Genomic DNA, 19470 nt, shown 5'->3' on the forward strand with positions numbered 1-19470 from the left:
GGGTCGTACCGTCTGCAAGGGCGGCAACATCCCCCGGCCGAGGGACCTCCGAAACAACGAGGATTACCCAAGGAAGAATCATGAGCAAATTTCCCCAAATACTGTCGCATGCCTCTGGCGCCCCGCTGGCGCTGGACCCCGGCCGTCTCCTGCTGGCATTGAAGGCACCGCGCGACAGGGCCGACGTTGAAAAGTTCCTGCACGGCTTCGACATGTTCCTGGAAGACGAAGCGGAGCGTGCCAACATCCCCGGCGAACGGGTCAATCATACGAAAACGCGCTACTGGGCGCAGGCACGGCGCCCGCTGAACGACGAGCGGCTGCAGGCGATCACGCAGGCCGGCGCGGCGGTGGGCCTGGAATGGATCGGCCCCGTGTACCGCATGGCGGGCCAGGAAGGGCGGCGCGGCCTGATGACGCCGTTGCCGGACGTCGGCGTGATCAAGCTGCGCGACGGGCGCGGCCAGGATCCGGCGGGCGCTCCCCTGCCCAACGGCCTGGCCAGCGCGGAGGGCAAGGAGCCGATCCTGAACGAAGTGCCGGAAAAATCGCGCTACCTGAACGGCTACCGCTACTTCAGGATCGCCAATCCGCAGGACGTCAACGCCTATGAACTGCGTGAACGCGTGCGCCAGTCACCGAATGCCGGCCTGGTGGATTTCCAGTTCGAGACGATGCCGCTGCTGACGCCCACTTCGATCGCCCCCAACGATACGCTGTTCGCACAGCAGTGGGACATGACGCGCATCGAGGCCGGCGGCCCGGGCACCACCGGCTGGGACATCACCACCGGCGTGTCGACCGTGGTGGTCTGCGTGCTCGACGAGGGTTGCGACCTGACCCATCCGGACCTGCGCTTTTCCGCGCCGGGCATCAACCTGGGCACGATGCTGCCGGACGGCGCGCCCACGGGCAACCACGGCACCGCCTGCGCCGGCATCGTCGCGGCCACCTATGACAACGGCACCGGCGTGACCGGCGTGGCCGGCAATGCGCGCATCCTGCCGGTGGCGTTCGATGCCTGGACCGATGTGGAAGTGGCCGCCGGCATCAACTTCGCCACCGCCAACGGTGCCAGCGTGATCAGCATGAGCTTCGGCTGGAACGCCTGGAGCGCGGCGATCATCGACCCGGCGATCCAGAATGCCTTCAACAACGACGTGGTGATGTGCGTGGCCACGCACAACTACAACGGCCCGATCACCTACCCCGCCACCAACCCGCTGGTGATCGCGGTCGGCGCATCCGATGAAATCGACAACCGCAAGACGCCGCTCTCGCCCGACGGTGAAAACTGGGGCTCGAACTTCGGCCCGCAGATTTCCGTCGTCTCGCCCGGCGTGCACATCCCCACCACGGATATCCAGGGCACCGGTGGCTACAACACTGGCGCCGGCACCGCCGGCGACTACGACCTGGTGTTCAACGGCACCTCGTCCGCGACGCCGCACGTGGCCGGCCTGGCCGCATTGATCCGCAGCGCCTATCCCGCGCTGACCAATGTCCAGGTGCGCGCCCACATCGAACGCACCGCGCAGAAGGTCGGCGCGGTGGCCTATGCCGACACGCTCGGACGGCCCAACGGCAGCTGGAACCAGGAAATGGGCTACGGCCGCATCAACGTGTTCCGCGCGCTCGACGAGGCGGATGTGATGATCAAGGACGCGCCCTCCGATACCGGCGACGAGCCCTTCACCGGCGGCAATTTCTGGGATTTCTCGGACGTCGTCGTGCGCATCATGGACGACAACGTGTTCCAGCCCAGCGACCCGCTGCAATCGAAGAACGTGGAACGGGGCCAGGCCAACTACATCTACGTGCGCGTGACGAACAATGGCGCGCGGGAAGCCCGCAACGTCACCGTCGGCGCCCGCATCACGCCGTTCGTCGGCACCCAGTTCGTCTACCCGCAGGACTGGACGCTGACCGATGCGATGCACGTCGCCCCGACCGGCATCACCACCAGCTTCGGCACCGTGGCGCCCGGCACTTCCGTGATCGCCAAGTTCCGCATCGAAGCGCCGCAGACCGAAACGCTGTATGGCTGGCAGGCCGGCAACGGCTGGCACGGCTGCCTGGTGGCGGTGGTCAATGCCGACAACGACTATGCGTTCGCCACGGCGCCGCTGACCGGCGACCCGATCAGCGCGCTGCGCAACAACCTGGCGCAGCGCAACCTGTCCGTCATCGACGTGCTGGCCGGCGCGCCGGCCGCGTTCCACTTCATCGCCGGCAACCGCTTCAACCTGGAAAGCCGGATGACGCTGCAGATCGACCGCAGCCGACTGCCGGCCGGGATGCCGGTCACGCTCTCGCTCGACGAACCCGGCAGCGCTTTCCCCGCGGTCGATTTCCTCAACCAGGCCGGCGCCGGCGACCAGCCGGACGATGGCGGCTGCGACGGCCTGGTCTTCCTCGAGGAAACGCGGGTGAAAACCCGCTTCGGCTGCTGCGCCGGTATCCTCACGCTGGGCAAGGGCTCCAAGTTCGAGTGCAACAAGGCGCACAAGCCGGGCAACGTGACCGTGCAGGGCGGCGACGTGGTAGTGCGCAACGGCCAGCGCTATGTGGACATTACCAGTCCGCTGGTGCGTGTGACAATGGACAAGGCGCCCGGCATCGTCTACCCGCTGGCCCTGCGTACCACGATTCCCGCCTCGGCCGAAGGCGGCCAGCAGTTCATGCTCGGCGTGGCCCAGCTCAATAGCCAGGGCATGGCCGTGGGCGGCGCGGGCATGGTGTACGTCGTGCGATAGCGCGCCGGCGAGCGCCGTGCGGGGGCGCAGTGCCGCCGCACATCACATCTGTCGCCGCAAGTCACATCTGCCGGAACAGGTGCGCGTACAGCGGGCTGACGCGCACTTTTTCCGGCCGGCGCTTCATGTTCAGTGCAAGCTTGCCGGCCTCATCCTTGACCGCGCTGAGTACGCAGGACGCATTGACGATCGTGCCCCGGTGCACCTGCCAGAACTGCCGGTCGTCCAGCTGCGGCAGCAGCTCCTTCAGGCTGGTGCGGATCAGCGCTTCCCCTTCCGCCGTGACCACGTTGACGTACTTGTCGGTCGCTTCGAAATAGATCACATCGGCCACCGGAATCATTTTCACCTGGTTGCCGACGGCGGCGCGGATCACCGTCAGCCGCTCGACGGGCGCCTGCGCCGGCTGCGGCTGGAACTGCGCGACCGCCCGCAGTTGCGCCAGCAATGCCTCCATGCCGCCACCGGGCTGCGCTTCCAGGCGCTGGCGCAGGCGCTGCACGGTGCGGCCGAGCCGCTCGTCGCTGACCGGCTTCAGCACGTAATCGGCGGCGGCATTGTCGAAAGCCTGCACCGCATACTCGTCGTAAGCGGTGACGAACACGATCTGCGGGAACGGCTTGCCGGCTGGCCATTGCTCGGCCAGCTCTTCCGCCACTTCCAGTCCCGTCTTGCCCGGCATCTTGATGTCGAGGAACAGCACATCCGGCTGGCGCGCCAGCGCCTCGGCCAGCGCGGCCACGCCGTGCGGGCACGTGGCCACGATCTCCAGGCCGGGCCATAGCCGTTTCAGGCTGGCTGCCAGCGTGGCGGCGAGGATCGGTTCGTCTTCGGCAATCAGGGCAGTCGTCATGGCTAGGTTTTCACGTCAGTGGAATGGTGATGCAGGCCAGCGCGCCGCCGCCATCGGCCGGGCGCAGGGTAACGGATGCGCGCCCGCCGAACAGGACGTCCAGGCGGGCGCGGGTATTGGCCAGGCCCAGGCCCGTGCCGGCCTTGCCCGGGCCGGCATCGAGGCCGCGGCCATCATCGCGGATGCACAGTGTCAGCAGGCCTGCGTCGCGCCGGGCGGAAACGCGGATATGGCCACCGTCGATCGTGGGCTCCAGCCCATGCGCGATGGCGTTTTCCACCAGCGGCTGCAGCAGCATCGGCGGAATCTCGACGGCGCGCAGCGCGTCCGGCAGGTCGAACGCGTAGGTCAGCCTGGCGCCCATGCGCACCGACATCAGGCCGAGATAGGCATCCAGCAGCGCGAATTCCTGTGCCAGCGTGGTCCGCTGCGCCCGCGACGACGACAGCGTGGCGCGCAGGTACTGGATCAGCTGGTCGAGCATCTGCTGGGCGCGTTCCGGATCCAGCGCGATCAGGCCCTGCAGGTTGGCCAGCGTGTTGAACAGCATGTGCGGTTCGATCTGCGCCTGCAGCAGCTGCAGTTGCGCCTGCAGCGCCTGGCGCTCGACGGCTTCGGCACGCGCCCGCTCTTCCGCGGCCGCTGCTTCCGCCCGTGCCAGCCGGTCGCGGCTGGCAAAGAACAGCGTCACGGCGCCCGTGGTCAGCAAGGTAAACACCAGCATGCCGGTGGTGCGGCTCGACCCCAGCGTGTGCAGCGTGGTCAGCTCGCGCCCCAGCAGCCAGCCGGCCACGCGCGCGCCGCCAATCTGGCCGACCGGCACGCCGACCGCGATGATGGCGGCAAACGCCAGCCAGTGCGGGCGCACGCCCTGCCCCCAGAATGCCAGCCGCACACCGTCGATGATGACGAACGCGATCGTGCCGATGCAGGCCGAGACCAGCAGGTTGATGCCGAAGCCGGTACCGTCGCCGAACGACCAGGTGATGATCACGGCGCAGATCGCGACCAGAACCATCATCCAGCAGGCATCGGTGGCGAAGCGCCGCCATGGGAAGCGGCGCGCGGGGTGCGATCGGTCGAGGGTGGCGGTGTCGTTCATGGCGGCTCGGGGTGGGTGAGCAGCCATTCTGTCGCGGCAGCGGTGTCATGGCAACGGCCGGGCGACGAAACCGCGGTGGCGCAGCGTGAAACAGGCCCCCTATGGCGCGAAGCGGCCTGGATCACCGCGCGCCAGATCCTTTATTGCCCCAGGCAGATGATCTTCGTTTCATATTCGTGGGATGCGGCCTTTTTCTTCTTCGCCCACTCGACCGCCTCCTCCGCCTGGGCGATGGTCATCACCGTCGCCTTTTCCTTGTTCTTGATGAAGGAAACGCCTTCGAACACCCCTTCCTTGCTGCGCATGACCTTGGCGAAGACGGGCGGCTTCCTGTCGCCGTCGCTGATTTTGTTTTGCTGGACCAGGTAGCGCTGATCGATGTTTTCCATGGTGAACGCTCGAAGTTGAAATGGGGAGTGAAATGAGATCTGAACCGGGACCCGGAACGAAGGCTGGAACGCGGCCGGAATTACATCTCGAAATGAAAAAAGCCCAACCAAAGGCTGGGCTCTTCACATGAATTCTGGCTCCCCGACCTGGACTCGAACCAGGGACCTGCGGATTAACAGTCCGTCGCTCTACCGACTGAGCTATCAGGGATTAGAAGCAGCATTTTATACGTTCAGAGCAACATTTGCAAGCTTGCTTATCGGTATCGTTTGCTGCGAACTACTTTACTGCTTGCTTTCTTCGCTGACTTGCGTCAACGAAGAAGCAGGATTTTAGAGAACTTTGGCGATCGCGTCAACAACGATGTCGATGTTCTTCGAGTTCATCGCGGCCACGCAGATACGGCCCGTGTCCACCGCGTAGATCGACTGTTCGCGCAGCTTGGCGACCTGCTCTTTCGTCAGGCCCGAGTACGAGAACATGCCCACCTGTTCGCGCACGAAAGCGAAATCGTGGCCCGGGGCCTTTTCCTTCAGCTTCTGCACGAACTGGTCGCGGGTTGCCTTGATGCGCACGCGCATCGCGGCCAGCTCTTCTTCCCACAGCTGGCGCAGTTCCGGCGTGGACAGCACGGTGGCGACGACCTTGCCGCCATGCACGGGCGGGTTCGAGTAGTTGGTGCGCACCACGCGCTTCAGCTGCGACAGCAGGCGCGAAGCTTCTTCCGCAGTGGCGGCCACGACGGACAAGGCACCCACGCGCTCGCCATACAGCGAGAACGACTTCGAGAACGAGTTCGACACCAGCAGCGGCACGCCGGTGGCGGCGAAGCGGCGCACCACGGCGCCGTCTTCGGCGATGCCGGCGCCGAAGCCCTGGTAAGCCATGTCCAGGAACGGGATCAGGCCGCCGGTCACGACGGCGTCGATCACCTGGTCCCACTGCTGCTGGGTCAGGTCGGCACCGGTCGGGTTATGGCAGCACGCGTGCAGCACGACGACGGCGCCTTGCGGCATCGCCTTCAGCGCGGCCAGCATGCCGTCGAAGTTCACGCCATGGCTGGCGGCATCGTAGTAAGCGTAATTGTTGACCTTGAAGCCGGCGCTTTCAAACAGCGCGCGGTGGTTTTCCCAGCTCGGATCGCTGATGTAGACGTCCGACGACGGCGAGAAACGCTTCAGGAAGTCGGCGCCCAGCTTCAGTGCGCCGGTGCCGCCGATGGCCTGCACGGTGATCGCGCGGCGCTCTTGAATAACAGCACTGTCGGCACCAAATACCAGCTCCTGCACCGCCTTGTCATACGCGGCGAGGCCTTCGATCGGCAGGTAGGTACGCGGGGCTGGCTGTTCAATCAGGATGTTTTCAGCTTTCTGCACGCACGACAGCAGCGGCACTTTACCGTTGTCGTCATAATAAACACCCACGCCCAGGTTGATTTTATTGGGGTTGGTGTCGGCGTTAAAAGCTTCGGTGATACCCAGGATCGGGTCGCGCGGAGCCATCTCGATGGCACTGAAAACGGAAGGATTCGTCATGGTAGGATTGGATTCGATTGGATGCGATTCGCAGCGGATGAGCACTACAACATTACTGAGTGAATTACTGAGCAAGAAATTCAGCGGCAATTACTCTGGACAGTGATGACGGTGCACAGCAATTCCGATGCGCGGCGTTGGCCAGGTGTGCCGGCCACCGCGCAATGACTGCACAATGTGGTGTGCAACTCCCTATTCTAGCAAAGGTCTGACTTCATGGCTGATTTATCACTGGCCGGCGCTCCCGAGCCCACCGTGCTGACGTTCCCGGATTCCCCGTTCAAGCTGCACCAGCCGTTCCCGCCCGCCGGCGACCAGCCGACCGCGATCGACAGCCTGTGCGAAGGCATCTCCGACGGCCTGTCGTTCCAGACACTGCTGGGCGTGACGGGTTCCGGCAAGACTTATACGATGGCCAACGTGATCGCCCGCATGGGCCGCCCGGCCATCGTGTTCGCGCCGAACAAGACGCTGGCAGCCCAGCTGTACAGCGAATTCCGCGAATTCTTCCCGCAGAACGCCGTCGAGTATTTCGTGTCGTACTACGATTACTACCAGCCGGAAGCCTACGTGCCGCAGCGCGACTTGTTCATCGAGAAGGATTCCTCGATCAACGAGCACATCGAGCAGATGCGGCTGTCGTGCACGAAGTCGCTGATGGAACGGCGCGACGTCGTCATCGTGGCCACCGTGTCGGCGATCTACGGTATCGGTAATCCGACCGAATACCACCAGATGATCCTGACCCTGCGCGCCAAGGACAAGGTCAGCCAGCGCGACATCATCGCGCGCCTGATCCAGATGCAGTACACGCGCAACGAGGTGGACTTCGGCCGCGGCACGTTCCGCGTGCGGGGCGACACGATCGACATCTTCCCGGCCGAACACGCGGAACTGGCCGTGCGCCTGGAAATGTGGGACGACGAACTGGAATCGATCCAGCTGTTCGACCCGCTCACGGGCCGCGTGCGCCAGAAGATCCCCCGCTTCACCGTCTACCCAGGCTCGCACTATGTGACGCCCCGTTCGACCGTGCTGCGCGCCATCGAAAGCATCAAGGCGGAACTGCGCGACCGGCTCGAATTCTTCCGCAAGGAAGGCAAGCTGATCGAGGAACAGCGCCTCGAGCAGCGCACCCGCTTCGACCTGGAAATGATGGCCGAGATCGGTTTTACGAAAGGCATCGAGAACTACTCGCGGCACCTGTCCGGCGCGCTGCCGGGCCAGCCGCCGCCGACGCTGATCGATTACCTGCCGCAGGATGCGCTGATGTTCATGGACGAGTCGCACGTGCTGGTCGGCCAGTTGTCGGCCATGTACAACGGCGACCGCTCGCGCAAGACCAACCTGGTCGACTACGGTTTCCGGCTGCCGTCCGCGCTCGACAATCGCCCGCTGAAATTCGAGGAATTCGAGAACAAGATGCGGCAGATGATCTTCGTGTCCGCCACGCCGGCCGAGTACGAGAAGCAGCATGCCGACCAGGTGGTGGAACAGGTGGTGCGCCCGACCGGCCTGGTCGACCCGCAGGTGATCGTGCGGCCGGCGCGCACGCAGGTCGATGACCTGCTGTCGGAAATCAACGACCGCATCGCCAAGAACGAACGCGTGCTGGTGACGACGCTGACCAAGCGGATGTCCGAACAGCTGACGGAATACCTGTCAGACCACGGCATCAAGGTGCGCTACCTGCACAGCGACATCGAAACGGTCGAGCGCGTGGAAATCCTGCGCGACCTGCGCATCGGCACGTTCGACGTCGTGGTCGGCATCAACCTGCTGCGCGAAGGCCTCGACTTGCCCGAAGTGTCGCTGGTGGCGATCCTCGACGCCGACAAGGAAGGCTTCCTGCGTTCCGAACGTTCGCTGATCCAGACCATCGGCCGCGCCGCCCGCAACCTGAACGGGGTGGCGCTGCTGTATGCGGACCAGATGACCGATTCGATGAAGCGCGCGATCGACGAGACCGAACGCCGCCGCGCCAAGCAGATCGCCCACAACGAGAAGCACGGCATCATTGCCCGCGGCGTCAACAAGGTCATCAAGGACATGATCGACGGCGTGTACGACCCGAACCGCGAGTCGACGAACCTGAAGGCGGCGCAGGAAACGGCCAAGTACGAGACGATGAGCGAGAAGCAGGTCTCGAAAGAGATCAAGCGCCTCGAGAAGCTCATGGTCGAGCATGCGAAGAACCTGGAGTTCGAAAAGGCGGCGCAGGTGCGCGACCAGCTGCACCTGCTGAAGGAACAGGCCTTCGGGGCGCCAGGGGCGGACGTGATTTCGATCACCGGGAAGTAAGCCTCCCTGCAGGCTGCGCCTCATGCAAAACGCCGCGGTCGACGCGGCGTTTTTCTTTTTCTACACCTGCCCTTTCCGCTCCAGCCGCTTGTACAGCATCAGCGAGTACAGCACTGGCAGCAACGCCGCGGCGGCAATGAGTGCCAGCAGCATCGGCGCCGGCGCGCGCAGCAGGACGGCGGCCAGGCCGCACATGCCGGTTGCCACCATCACGCGCGCGCCCATGCGGTGCGTCGCATACCAGACACGCTCGCTGGCCAGCGTCCACGGTGTGCGGATGCCGATGTAGAAATTGCGCCGTACCTTGCCCAGTGGATTGCCGATCAGGATCAGCAGCAGGAATACGCCGGCCGGTACCACGCGGGCAATGTCGATGTCCATATTGAAGTTGCCGGCCAATAGCAGGACGTGTACAGCGCCGGCCATCAGCACGATCAGCGTCACGATATGGCCGGCGGTCGCACCGAAACTGGCGACCGAGAAGTCGCGCGGCGACAGGTACGGCAGCGCCGCCCCGATTGCCAGGAGCAGCGCCATCAGCCCCGGCCCGGTCAGCCACAGCGTCCAGCGCCCGGCCCACCCATCGGGCTCCCCGGCAAGATTCCAGTGGATCGCAATGCTCTCCGGCAGCTGCGGCCAGCAGAACGCCGTCAACACGGTGGCGGCGAGGATCAGAACGATATTGGCGATCAGGTGCTGCCTTGTCATGTACCTCTCCTTCTCGGCTGGGGTTCGGTAAGGTCCATCATCCACGCCACGACATCCTGCAGCACCGTCGTGTTCAGGCCGTACCAGATGGTCTGGCCGTCGCGGCGGCGGGTGATCAGGTCGGCCTCCGACAGCACGGAGAAATGGTGCGACATGGTCGGCCGCGTCATGTCGAAATGCTCGGCCAGCTGCCCGGCCGTCATTTCGCCATCGCGCAGCAGGCGCAGGATTTCGCGGCGCGCCGGATCGGCCATGGCCTTGAAGGCATCGGTGGGGACTGGCATCGTATTTCGATCGATCACTAATTAGATGGATATCTAAATATAGGACAAAACAAAGGCCGGGGCAAGCCCGGCCTGTGCATGCGCGCATGGTGGCGGCTACAGCGTCTTCACGAACTCCCTGATCCCGCCCAGCAGCATCTCGATCGACATCGCCGCGAGGATCAGCCCCATCAGCCTCTCGAAGGCCGTCATCACCTGCGTACCGAGTACCCGCTGCAGCCGGTCGGCGCCGAGGAATACGGCCAGCCAGACGACGACCACGGCGGCCAGTGCCGCGACGTGGATCATCACGTCGCCGCGGGTCTCGCTGGAGAACAGCAGTACCGTGGCCAGCGCCGACGGGCCGGCCAGCGCGGGAATCGCCAGCGGCACGATGAACGGTTCGCCGCCTTCGCTCTTGCCCAGCACGCCGTCGGGATGCGGGAACACCATGCGGATCGCGATCATCAGCAGGATCACGCTGCCGGCGATGCGCAGCGAGACTTCGGAAAGGCTCAGCGCGTGCAGGAACGGCCGGCCGAAGAACATGAAGACCAGCAGCACGGCGAACGCGATCAGGCATTCGCGCACCACGATCCGCGGCCGGCGGGCCAGTGGCACCGGCTGCAGCGCTGCGGCGAACAGCGGCACGTTGCCGAAAGGGTCGGTGACCAGCAACAGCAGGATGAAGGTCTGGAAGAAGTTTTCAGTCATGGGGCACTCTCTTTATTTTTATCTTTGCGGTACCAGAACAAAAAATGGCGGAGGACCTCTCGGCCCTCCGCCATTGTCGCGCAGGCGCGAATGCTAAGAGGCTCTTTTCATCCTCAAGCGTTCGTTTCGCCTTTTTTCAACCAGGATGCCAGCTGGTGCGGGCGCAGGCCGTCGTAGTCCTCGAACGGCTGGTGGATCCACGGGTTGTGCGGCAGTTCCTGCATCTGGTAGTCCGGCTTGAACGCCGAGCTGCCCTTGGTCCAGATCACGGCCGAACGCACTTCCTCGACATCCTTGTAGTTCGCCTTCAGGTGATCGATGACCTTCATCAGCGTGACACCGGAATCGGCCAGGTCGTCCACCAGCAGGATCTTGCCGCCCAGCGAGCCGCGCGTCACCGTGATGTACTTGGCGATATCGAGGTCGCCCTGCACCGTGCCCTTGTCGGCACGGTAGGAGCTGGTCGACAGGATCGCCAGCGGCACGTCGAAGATGCGCGAGAACACGTCGCCGGGGCGCACGCCGCCGCGCGCCAGGCACAGCACCATGTCGAACTTGAAGTTCGATTCGTAGACCTTCAGGGCCAGGCCTTCGACCAGGCGATTGTACTCATCCCAGGTCACCCACAGGTGCTTGTCGTCGGATTGAGGGGTGCTCATGTAATTCCTTCCTGCTTGTGGCAAGTATTTCGTATTTATTACGTATTAATTACGTTTTTATTCGAACGGGTGACGGAGCACGATGGTTTCTTCGCGGTCCGGACCAGTGGAGACCATGTCGACGGGTACGCCGACCAGTTCCTCGATGCGCTTGATGTACGCGCGGGCGGTGGCCGGCAGCGCAGCCAGCGATTTCGCGCCGACGGTGCTTTCGGTCCAGCCGGGCATTTCTTCGTAGATCGGCTCGCAGCGGGCCGCGTCTTCGGCGCCGACCGGGAAGATGTCGACCTTGCGGCCGTCCAGCATGTAGCCGGTGCACAGCTTCAGCGTTTCCAGGCCGTCCAGCACGTCCAGCTTGGTCAGGCACATGCCGGACACGCCGTTGATCTGCACGGAGCGGCGCAGCAGCGCGGCGTCGAACCAGCCGCAGCGGCGGGCGCGGCCCGTCACGGTGCCGAATTCATGGCCGACCTGCGCCAGGTGATGACCCACGCCGGCATCGGTCGGCAGTTCCGACGGGAACGGGCCGGAACCCACGCGCGTCGTGTAGGCCTTCGTGATGCCCAGGATGTAGTGCAGCATGTTCGGGCCCACGCCGGCACCGGCGGCGGCATTGCCGGCCACGCAGTTCGACGACGTCACGAACGGATACGTGCCGTGGTCCACGTCCAGCAGCGAGCCCTGCGCGCCTTCGAACAGCAGGTTGGCGCCGGCCTTGTGCGCGGCATACAGCGCGCTCGACACGTCGGCCACCATCGGGCGCAGGCGCGGCACGTAGGCCAGCGCATCGTCGAGGGTCTTCTGGTACTCGACCTTCGGTGCCTTCAGGTAGTTCTCCAGCACGAAGTTGTGGTAGTCCAGGTTCTCGGCCAGCTTCTCGGCGAAACGCTTTTCGTTGAGCAGGTCGGCAACGCGGATCGCGCGGCGCGCCACCTTGTCTTCGTAGGCCGGGCCGATGCCCTTGCCGGTGGTGCCGATCTTGGCGGCGCCGCGGGCCGCTTCACGGGCCGCATCGAGCGCGGTGTGGTAAGGCAGGATCACCGGGCAAGCCTCGGAGACCTTCAGGCGCGATGCCACTTCCACGCCGACGGCTTCCAGCTTGTCGATCTCGCGCAGCACGTCCGGCACGGACACCACGACACCGTTGCCGATGTAGCAGGCCACGCCAGGGCGCATGATGCCCGAAGGGATCAGCTGCAGCGCGGTCTTCACGCCGCCGATCACCAGCGTGTGGCCGGCGTTGTGGCCGCCCTGGAAGCGCACCACGCCTTGCGCGTGCTCCGTCAGCCAGTCGACGATTTTGCCCTTGCCTTCATCGCCCCACTGGGTACCGATGACGACCACGTTTGTTGCAGTGATTTTTTTTGACATCACACTAACCTAAGTTTTTAAGAATCCAGTTACTACCACTCTCGTCGAGCACCAGCGCGCGGTCGCACTCGAACTCGTCCTGTTCATCGCTGTGACCCGGCAGGGACTGGATCACAACCTCGCCGGCCTTGCGCAGCTCGGCGATACGTTCTTTCAGTTCGGGCGAATTGCCCCATGGCGCGCGGATCGCATGCTTGCGGTCGGCCGTCGGCAGCAGGCGGGCCAGCTCGCGCAGGTCCATCGAATAGCCCGTCGCGGGACGGGCACGGCCGAATGCTTCGCCGACGTGATCGTAGCGGCCGCCGCGCGCCACGGCGTTCGGCAGGCCGGGCACGTACAGCGCGAAGGTGGCGCCGCTTTCGTACTGGTAGCCGCGCAGGTCGGCCAGGTCGATCGCCACGTCGGCGCGGCCGATCGCAGACGCCGCCAGCGCCGCCAGTTCGGCCAGCGCCTTGGCGATGCCCGGCAGGTCCGGCAGCGCATGCTTCGCGGTGGCCAGCACGTCCACGTCGCCATACAGGTTCGGCAGGGCCAGCAAGGCGTCGCGCGTGGCGGGCGCGTAGCCTGCGGTCAGCTCGCGCAGGCCCGGCACGTCCTTCGCGCGCAGCAGTTGCACGATCGCGTCGCGGTCGCGATGCGCGGCGGGATCCAGGTCGAGGATCGCGCGCAGCACGCCCACGTGCGCCAGGTCCAGCCGCACCTCGGCGAAGCCGGCCATCTCGAGCGAGGCCAGCGCCAGTTCCTGAATCTCGGCATCCGCTTCCAGGCCGGCATGGCCATAGATTTCAGCGCCGATCTGCAGCGGCTCGCGGGTGGCGTGCAGGCCCGACGGACGGGTATGCAGCACCGGACCGGCGTAGCACAGGCGGGTGACGGAAGCACGGTTCAGCAGGTGGGCGTCGATGCGGGCGACCTGGGTGGTCATGTCCGCGCGCAGGCCCAGCATGCGGCCGGTGATCTGGTCGACCAGCTTGAAGGTGCGCAGGTCGGTATCCTGGCCGGCGCCGGTCATCAGCGACTCGACGTACTCCAGCAGCGGCGGCATCACGAGTTCGTAGCCGTAGCGGCGGAAGTTATCCAGCATCAGGCGGCGCAATTCCTCGATCTTGCGCGCTTCGGACGGCAGAACGTCCGCGATATGTTCGGGCAAAAGCCAATTCGGCATGGGGAAACCGGTTTGTTGAAAAACGTTCAATCGGCACGGCGCGCAAGCGTGCGGCGCAAGCCGAACCGCATATTTTACGCGAAAACGTGGCCAAACAGGAAAAAAGGACAAGCAAAAACCGGTGACAGACACCAGTTTTCGAGAAATGTTTCTCGAAAACTGGTGTCTGTCACCGGCTTTCCGGCGACGGACTAGGCTTATTTACCAGCCGAACCGCTACCCTTGAAGTACTTGAAGAACTCCGAATTCGGATCCACCAGCATCACGTCGGCCTTGGTCTTGAACGACGACCGGTAGGCTTCCAGGCTGCGGTAGAACTTGTAGAACTCGGGGTTGCGGCCGAATGCCTCGGCGTAGATCGCGCTGGCCTTGGCATCGCCTTCGCCGCGGATCTTCTCGGCTTCGCGATACGCTTCGGCAAGGATCACGGCGCGCTGCTTGTCGGCGTCGGCGCGGATCTTTTCCGAATCGGCCGAGCCGGTCGAACGCAGCTCGTTGGCCACGCGCAGGCGCTCGGCCTTCATCCGCTCGTACACCGAGTTGTTGATCTGCTCGACGTAGTCGACACGCTTGAGCCGCACGTCCAGGATCTGCACGCCGATCTGCTGGGCTTCGTTGACGACCTTGGCCCGGATCGATTCCATCACCTTGCCGCGCTGGCCCGAGATCACTTCGCGCACGGTGCGCTTGGTGATTTCCTCGTTCAGCGCCGCCTTGACGATCTGCGACATGCGGTCGCCGGCACGGCCTTCGTCACCGCCGAAGCTGACGAAGTACAGGCGCGGATCGACGATACGCCACTTCACGAACGAATCGACCAGGATGTTCATCTTCTCGGCCGTGATGAAGCGGTCCGCTTCCGGCGAGTCCAGCGTCTGGATGCGCTTGTCGAGCCACATCACGTTCTGGAACGGCGGCGGCAGCTTGAAGTGCAGGCCCGGCTCGCGGATCACCTGCTTGACTTCACCCAGCGCGAACACGATGGCGAACTTGCGCTGGTCGACCACGAACACGGTGGACGACAGCAGCATCAGCGCGATGAACGCGGTGACGACGAGTGTAACGATACGGTTCATTAACGGCCCTCCCGGCTACGGGACGATTCACGCGCGCGGTTCTGGTCGCCGGAGTACGGCTGGTCAGGCGGCGGCAGCAACACGGCGGTCGGCGGCGGTGCGGTCACGTTGGCGCGTTGCGCCTCGGTGGCCGCAACCTGCGCAATCAGTTTATCGAGCGGCAGGTACAGCAGGTTGCTGCCGGCCTTCGCATCGACCATCACCTTGCTGGTGTTAGAGAAGATCTGCTGCATCGTGTCCAGGTACATGCGGTCGCGCGTCACGCCCGGTGCTTTCTGGTACTCGACCAATACCGACTTGAAGCGGTCGGCATTACCGCTGGCGTTTTCCACCACCATCGAACGATACGCTTCGGCTTCCTGCAACAGGCGGAAGGCGGCGCCGCGCGCCGTCGGCACGACCTGGTTGGCATAAGCAGCGCCTTCGTTCTTCAGGCGTTCGCGGTCCTGGCCGGCCTTGACGGCGTCGTCGAACGCGGTCTGTACCTGCTCCGGCGGCTGCACGCCCTGCATCGTCACGTTGGTGACCATGGCGCCGGACGCATAGCGGTCGAGGATCTGCTGCATCAGTTGCAGCGTGTCGTAGGCCACTTTCTCGCGCCCTTCATACAGCACAAAGTCCATCTTGCTGCGGCCGACGATCTCGCGGATCGCCGTTTCGGCAACCTGGCGCACGGTATCTTCCGCGTCGCGGTTGTTGTACAGCCAGGCCACGGGATCCTTCAGCCGGTACTGCACGGCGAACTGGATGTCGATGATGTTCTCGTCATCGGTCAGCATCAGCGACTCGCGTGCCTGCTTGTTGCGGACATTGCCGCGATAGCCGACTTCCACCGTGCGCACCTGCGACACGTTGACGGTCTCGTTGGCCTGGAACGGATACGGCCAGCGCCAGTTGAAACCGGCCGGCGTGTCGTGGCTGTAGCGGCCGAACGTGGTCACGATGCCCTTCTGCCCTTCCTGCACGATGAACGCGCCGCTTGCCAGCCAGACCAGCAGGGCGATTACCGCGACGGCGCCGACGGTCACGCCGGCACCTTTCAGTTCGCCTCCGCCGCTGCCACCGCCGCCGCCGCTGCCATTGTTGTTGTTACGGTTCTTGTTGCCGAACAGGCCGTTCAGGCGCTGGTTGAAGTCGCGCCAGAGCTGGTCGAGGTCCGGCGGTCCGTCGCCGGGCTTCTTGCCTTCCTGGGCCTGCCTGTTGTTGTCCTTGTCCTGGCCCCAGCGGGGGTCGTTCAGGGACAGCTTCAGGCCTAATCTTTTCGCTAGTGAGGAAAGAGGCATGTTTTAGACATCGGTGAATGTGGAAATGGCATCGGGTGGCGTGTCGTCCTTCGGACGCAGATTCGCCTCCCGTTGAACCTGGGCTGTCTCGGTGATGGCCGCGCGCAGAAGATCGAGGCCGTCGCCGGTGCGGGCACTGATGAAAACGCGTGAAATCTTATCATGCTCATCACGTTCCACCGCCGGCTCCAGGCCAGCCGCGTCGATCTTGTTCCAGACCAGGATCTGCGGGATATGGTCGGCGCCGATTTCGCGCAGCACGGCGTTGACTTCTTCGATCTGTTCCATCCGCACCGGGCTGGCGCCGTCGACGACGTGCAGCAGCAGGTCGGCATGGATGGTTTCCTCGAGCGTGGCGCGGAAAGCCGCCACCAGCTGGTGCGGCAATTCGCGCACGAAGCCGACCGTATCGGAAATCACCACATTGCCGGCCTCCTCGCCCATGTAGACGCGGCGCGAAGTGGTGTCCAGCGTAGCGAACAACTGGTCCGCCACGTAGACGCCGGCCTTGGTCAGCGCATTGAACAGGGTCGATTTGCCGGCATTGGTATAGCCGACCAGCGACACCGAAAAGGCATTGTTGCGGCCGCGCGAACGGCGCTGCGTCTCGTGCTGCTTGCGCAGTTTCGCGAGGCGCGCGCGCAGCATCCGCACGCGCTCGCCGATCAGCCGGCGGTCCGTTTCCAGCTGGGTTTCACCCGGGCCGCGCAGGCCGATACCGCCCTTCTGGCGCTCGAGGTGAGTCCAGCCGCGGATCAGCCGCGTGGAAAGGTGCTGCAGCTGCGCCAGCTCGACCTGCAGCTTGCCCTCGTGGCTCTGGGCACGCTGGGCAAAGATGTCGAGGATCAGGCTGGTCCGGTCCAGCACCCGTACGTTCAGGCGCTTCTCCAGGTTGCGCTGCTGCGCAGGCGACAGGGCGTGGTTGAAGATGACGATCTCCAGTCCATGATCCTGCACGGCATGGCCGATCTCGTCGGCCTTGCCGCTGCCGACGAAATAGGCGGCATCGGGACTGGAACGCTTGCCGGTGACGGTCGTGATGGGCTCTGCTCCCGCCGAACGGGCGAGCAGCATCAACTCGTCGATACTGGCGGCGAAGTCGCCCTGACCGAAGTCCACACCAACTAAAGCTGCGCGCATGGGACGGTCAGGGGACGATGAAGCGGAAGGCAAAGCTGCGGCGTTGTCTCAACGATCAACGCGTTACTCCGCCTCGGAATCGATATTGAGGTTGACGGCGCGGGCCGGCACCACGGTCGAAATGGCATGCTTGTACACCATCTGCGTGACAGTATTGCGCAGCAAAACGACGTACTGGTCGAACGACTCGATATGACCCTGCAACTTGATGCCGTTGACGAGATAGATCGAGACGGGAACGTGCTCTTTGCGCAGCGCGTTCAGGAATGGGTCTTGTAACAATTGCCCTTTATTGCTCATAACAGCTCCAGTTTATGTTGTTGTGTTGGAATTGGAGGCGAAACGCTTGAATTCAAGTGCCGGCTACTCCTTATTGCAGAGGTAAAAAGCCCCTCCGCCAGACGGAAATGCTTCGAAGCTACTGTAACCGGTTTTTGCGATTTATGCAGGGGTGTCCGAATGAAAACAAGGAAAAAATTGCATTCGGAATGTGAAGTTTCTGGAAGGGCTGTACACAGGGGGCTGCCCCTCGTAAGTGCTGGCTCAATCGATTACTAGCGCCATTGCCAGGGGACTGCCCCAGGTTTCGCAAGCGCTACGCCAGCGCGGCGAAAACCGGGGTCAGTCCCCTCGCCACGCTACTGGCGAGTGCTTCTACCGACACTTACCGGGGACAGACCCCTGATATTCAGCTGCCACCGGCCGTATTCCGTATCAGCTCTTCTCGCGCTTGTCGAACGGATTCTTACCCGTGCGCAATTCAATGCGCAGCGGCGTGCCGACCAGCTGGAACGTTTCGCGGAAATGCTTTTCCAGGTAGCGCTTGTAAGGCTCGCTGATGGCATCCAGCGAGTTGCCGTGGATGACGATCACCGGCGGGTTCATGCCGCCCTGGTGGGCGTAGCGCAACTTCGGCCGCAGGCCGCCTTTACGCTTCGGCTCCTGCTTTTCGATGGCTTCCTGCAGCGCGCGGGTCAGTTTCGGCGTCGACAGGTCGGCCATGGCCGCACCGTAGGCGGCATCGACGGACTTCATCAGCGGGCCGATGCCGGTACCCTTCAGCGCCGAGATGAAGTGGGTCTTGGCGAAGCCGAGGAAATCGAGCTTGCGGTCCATGTCGTTCTTGACCTGGTCGCGCTGGTGCGTCTGCAGGCCATCCCACTTGTTCACGGCCAGCACCAGGGCGCGGCCGGACTCCAGGATGAAGCCGGCAATGTGCGCATCCTGCTCGGAGATGTCCTGCTGGGCATCGAGCATCAGGATGACCACGTTCGCTTCCGAGATCGACTGCAGCGTCTTGACGACCGAGAACTTCTCGATCGCCTCGAAGACCTTGCCGCGGCGGCGGATACCGGCCGTATCGATCAGCGTGTAGTGCTTGCCGTCGCGCTCGAACGGGATCTCGATCGAGTCGCGCGTGGTGCCCGGCATGTCGAACGCGATGACGCGCTCTTCGCCCAGCAGCGTGTTGATCAGCGTGGACTTGCCCACGTTCGGGCGGCCGACCAGCGCCAGCTTGATGCCGCGCTCGGACGGCAGCAGCTCTTCGGCATCTTCCGGGCGCGAAGCAAACGCCTTGTCCAGTGCTTCGTAGACCAGGTCGGTCACGCCGTCGCCGTGCGCGCCGGAGATCGCATACGGATCGCCCAGGCCCAGTTCGTAGAAGTCCGACACGGCCGAGGTGTATTTCATGCCCTCGGCCTTGTTCACCACCAGCAGCACCGGGCGGCCGCTGCGGCGCAGGAAATCGGTGATGGTCTTGTCGTGCGGCGTCATGCCCTGGCGGCCGTCGACGAGGAAGATCACCACGTCCGCTTCGGCCACGGCCTGCTTGGTCTGCAGGGCCATCTGGAACATGATGCCTTCCTTGGCGACCGGCTCGAAACCGCCTGTATCGATGACCAGGAAAGGACGTTCGCCGACGCGGCCCTCGCCATAGTGACGGTCACGCGTCAGACCAGGCAAGTCCGCCACCAGCGCGTCGCGCGAGCGGGTCAGACGATTGAAAAGGGTCGATTTCCCGACGTTCGGGCGCCCCACGAGTGCGATTACCGGCTTCATTTGTTTTCTGCTCGACCGCGTTGGCGGTCATTAGTACTGCTTGGTTTTTGAAAATACTGAATGACCGCGCTCGCGGTCATTCTCACTGCGCAG

The 19470-nt window shown here is 64.0% G+C and carries 17 protein-coding genes and 1 tRNA gene; 2 read left to right on the forward strand and 16 right to left on the reverse strand.

The genetic code is table 11. The annotated features are described in order from the left end of the window. The first annotated feature begins 80 nt into the window (after nt 1-80). Nucleotides 81-2756: a S8 family serine peptidase gene (locus FHS02_RS28220; protein ID WP_137313996.1), complete on the forward strand. Its 2676-nt coding sequence runs from the start codon at nt 81-83 to the stop codon at nt 2754-2756. Between the two features lie 61 nt (nt 2757-2817). Here the strand turns inward: FHS02_RS28220 and FHS02_RS28225 are convergent, their stop codons facing one another. The 5 genes from FHS02_RS28225 to FHS02_RS28245 form a co-directional block, all read right to left on the reverse strand. Continuing rightward, nucleotides 2818-3609, reverse strand: coding sequence for a LytR/AlgR family response regulator transcription factor (locus tag FHS02_RS28225; protein ID WP_137313997.1), 792 nt, complete (start codon nt 3607-3609; stop codon nt 2818-2820). A gap of 10 nt (nt 3610-3619) precedes the next feature. Further along, nucleotides 3620-4711, reverse strand: a complete 1092-nt coding sequence (locus FHS02_RS28230; RefSeq protein WP_137313998.1) for a sensor histidine kinase — start codon at nt 4709-4711, stop codon at nt 3620-3622. Between the two features lie 140 nt (nt 4712-4851). Continuing rightward, on the reverse strand, nt 4852-5100 hold the full coding sequence (locus FHS02_RS28235; protein ID WP_137313999.1) for a hypothetical protein: 249 nt from the start codon (nt 5098-5100) through the stop codon (nt 4852-4854). A gap of 135 nt (nt 5101-5235) precedes the next feature. After that, a tRNA-Asn gene (locus tag FHS02_RS28240) sits at nt 5236-5311 on the reverse strand. A 122-nt stretch (nt 5312-5433) separates the two neighbouring features. Next, on the reverse strand, nt 5434-6636 hold the full coding sequence (locus FHS02_RS28245; RefSeq protein ID WP_137314000.1) for an amino acid aminotransferase: 1203 nt from the start codon (nt 6634-6636) through the stop codon (nt 5434-5436). 216 nt (nt 6637-6852) lie between these two features. Between FHS02_RS28245 and uvrB the strand changes: the two genes are divergently transcribed. Next, nucleotides 6853-8937, forward strand: a complete 2085-nt coding sequence (gene uvrB, locus FHS02_RS28250) for an excinuclease ABC subunit UvrB (RefSeq protein ID WP_137314001.1) — start codon at nt 6853-6855, stop codon at nt 8935-8937. Between the two features lie 60 nt (nt 8938-8997). Here the strand turns inward: uvrB and FHS02_RS28255 are convergent, their stop codons facing one another. The 11 genes from FHS02_RS28255 to der form a co-directional block, all read right to left on the reverse strand. Continuing rightward, nucleotides 8998-9645, reverse strand: coding sequence for an SdpI family protein (locus tag FHS02_RS28255; protein ID WP_137314002.1), 648 nt, complete (start codon nt 9643-9645; stop codon nt 8998-9000). Beyond that, nucleotides 9642-9929: an autorepressor SdpR family transcription factor gene (locus tag FHS02_RS28260; RefSeq protein ID WP_137314003.1), complete on the reverse strand. Its 288-nt coding sequence runs from the start codon at nt 9927-9929 to the stop codon at nt 9642-9644. The genes FHS02_RS28255 and FHS02_RS28260 overlap by 4 nt, the downstream gene beginning before the upstream one ends. 96 nt (nt 9930-10025) lie before the next feature. Next, complete coding sequence (locus FHS02_RS28265) at nt 10026-10622, reverse strand: MarC family protein (RefSeq protein ID WP_137314004.1); 597 nt, start codon at nt 10620-10622, stop codon at nt 10026-10028. Nucleotides 10623-10735: 113 nt separating this feature from the next. Next, nucleotides 10736-11281 carry a phosphoribosyltransferase gene (locus tag FHS02_RS28270; RefSeq protein ID WP_137314005.1) on the reverse strand — a complete coding sequence of 182 codons (546 nt, stop codon included), beginning with the start codon at nt 11279-11281 and terminating at the stop codon, nt 10736-10738. Nucleotides 11282-11338: 57 nt separating this feature from the next. After that, entirely contained in the window at nt 11339-12652 is a 1314-nt protein-coding gene (locus tag FHS02_RS28275) for an adenylosuccinate synthase (RefSeq protein WP_137314006.1), read from the reverse strand. A gap of 4 nt (nt 12653-12656) precedes the next feature. Beyond that, nucleotides 12657-13817, reverse strand: a complete 1161-nt coding sequence (locus FHS02_RS28280) for an ATP phosphoribosyltransferase regulatory subunit (protein WP_137314007.1) — start codon at nt 13815-13817, stop codon at nt 12657-12659. Nucleotides 13818-14014: 197 nt separating this feature from the next. Beyond that, nucleotides 14015-14893: a protease modulator HflC gene (hflC, locus tag FHS02_RS28285; RefSeq protein ID WP_137314008.1), complete on the reverse strand. Its 879-nt coding sequence runs from the start codon at nt 14891-14893 to the stop codon at nt 14015-14017. Beyond that, on the reverse strand, nt 14893-16176 hold the full coding sequence (gene hflK / locus FHS02_RS28290; RefSeq protein WP_137314009.1) for an FtsH protease activity modulator HflK: 1284 nt from the start codon (nt 16174-16176) through the stop codon (nt 14893-14895). The genes hflC and hflK overlap by 1 nt, the downstream gene beginning before the upstream one ends. 3 nt (nt 16177-16179) lie before the next feature. Then, a complete protein-coding gene (hflX, locus tag FHS02_RS28295) occupies nt 16180-17316 on the reverse strand; it encodes a GTPase HflX (RefSeq protein ID WP_137314010.1) in 1137 nt (378 codons plus the stop codon). A 63-nt stretch (nt 17317-17379) separates the two neighbouring features. Further along, nucleotides 17380-17616 carry an RNA chaperone Hfq gene (gene hfq, locus FHS02_RS28300; protein ID WP_093558029.1) on the reverse strand — a complete coding sequence of 79 codons (237 nt, stop codon included), beginning with the start codon at nt 17614-17616 and terminating at the stop codon, nt 17380-17382. 414 nt (nt 17617-18030) lie between these two features. After that, nucleotides 18031-19377: a ribosome biogenesis GTPase Der gene (gene der, locus FHS02_RS28305; RefSeq protein ID WP_137314011.1), complete on the reverse strand. Its 1347-nt coding sequence runs from the start codon at nt 19375-19377 to the stop codon at nt 18031-18033. Nucleotides 19378-19470 lie beyond the last annotated feature (93 nt).

The sequence above is a fragment of the Pseudoduganella umbonata genome (genome assembly GCF_014192225.1).
Lineage (GTDB): Bacteria > Pseudomonadota > Gammaproteobacteria > Burkholderiales > Burkholderiaceae_D > Rugamonas > Rugamonas umbonata.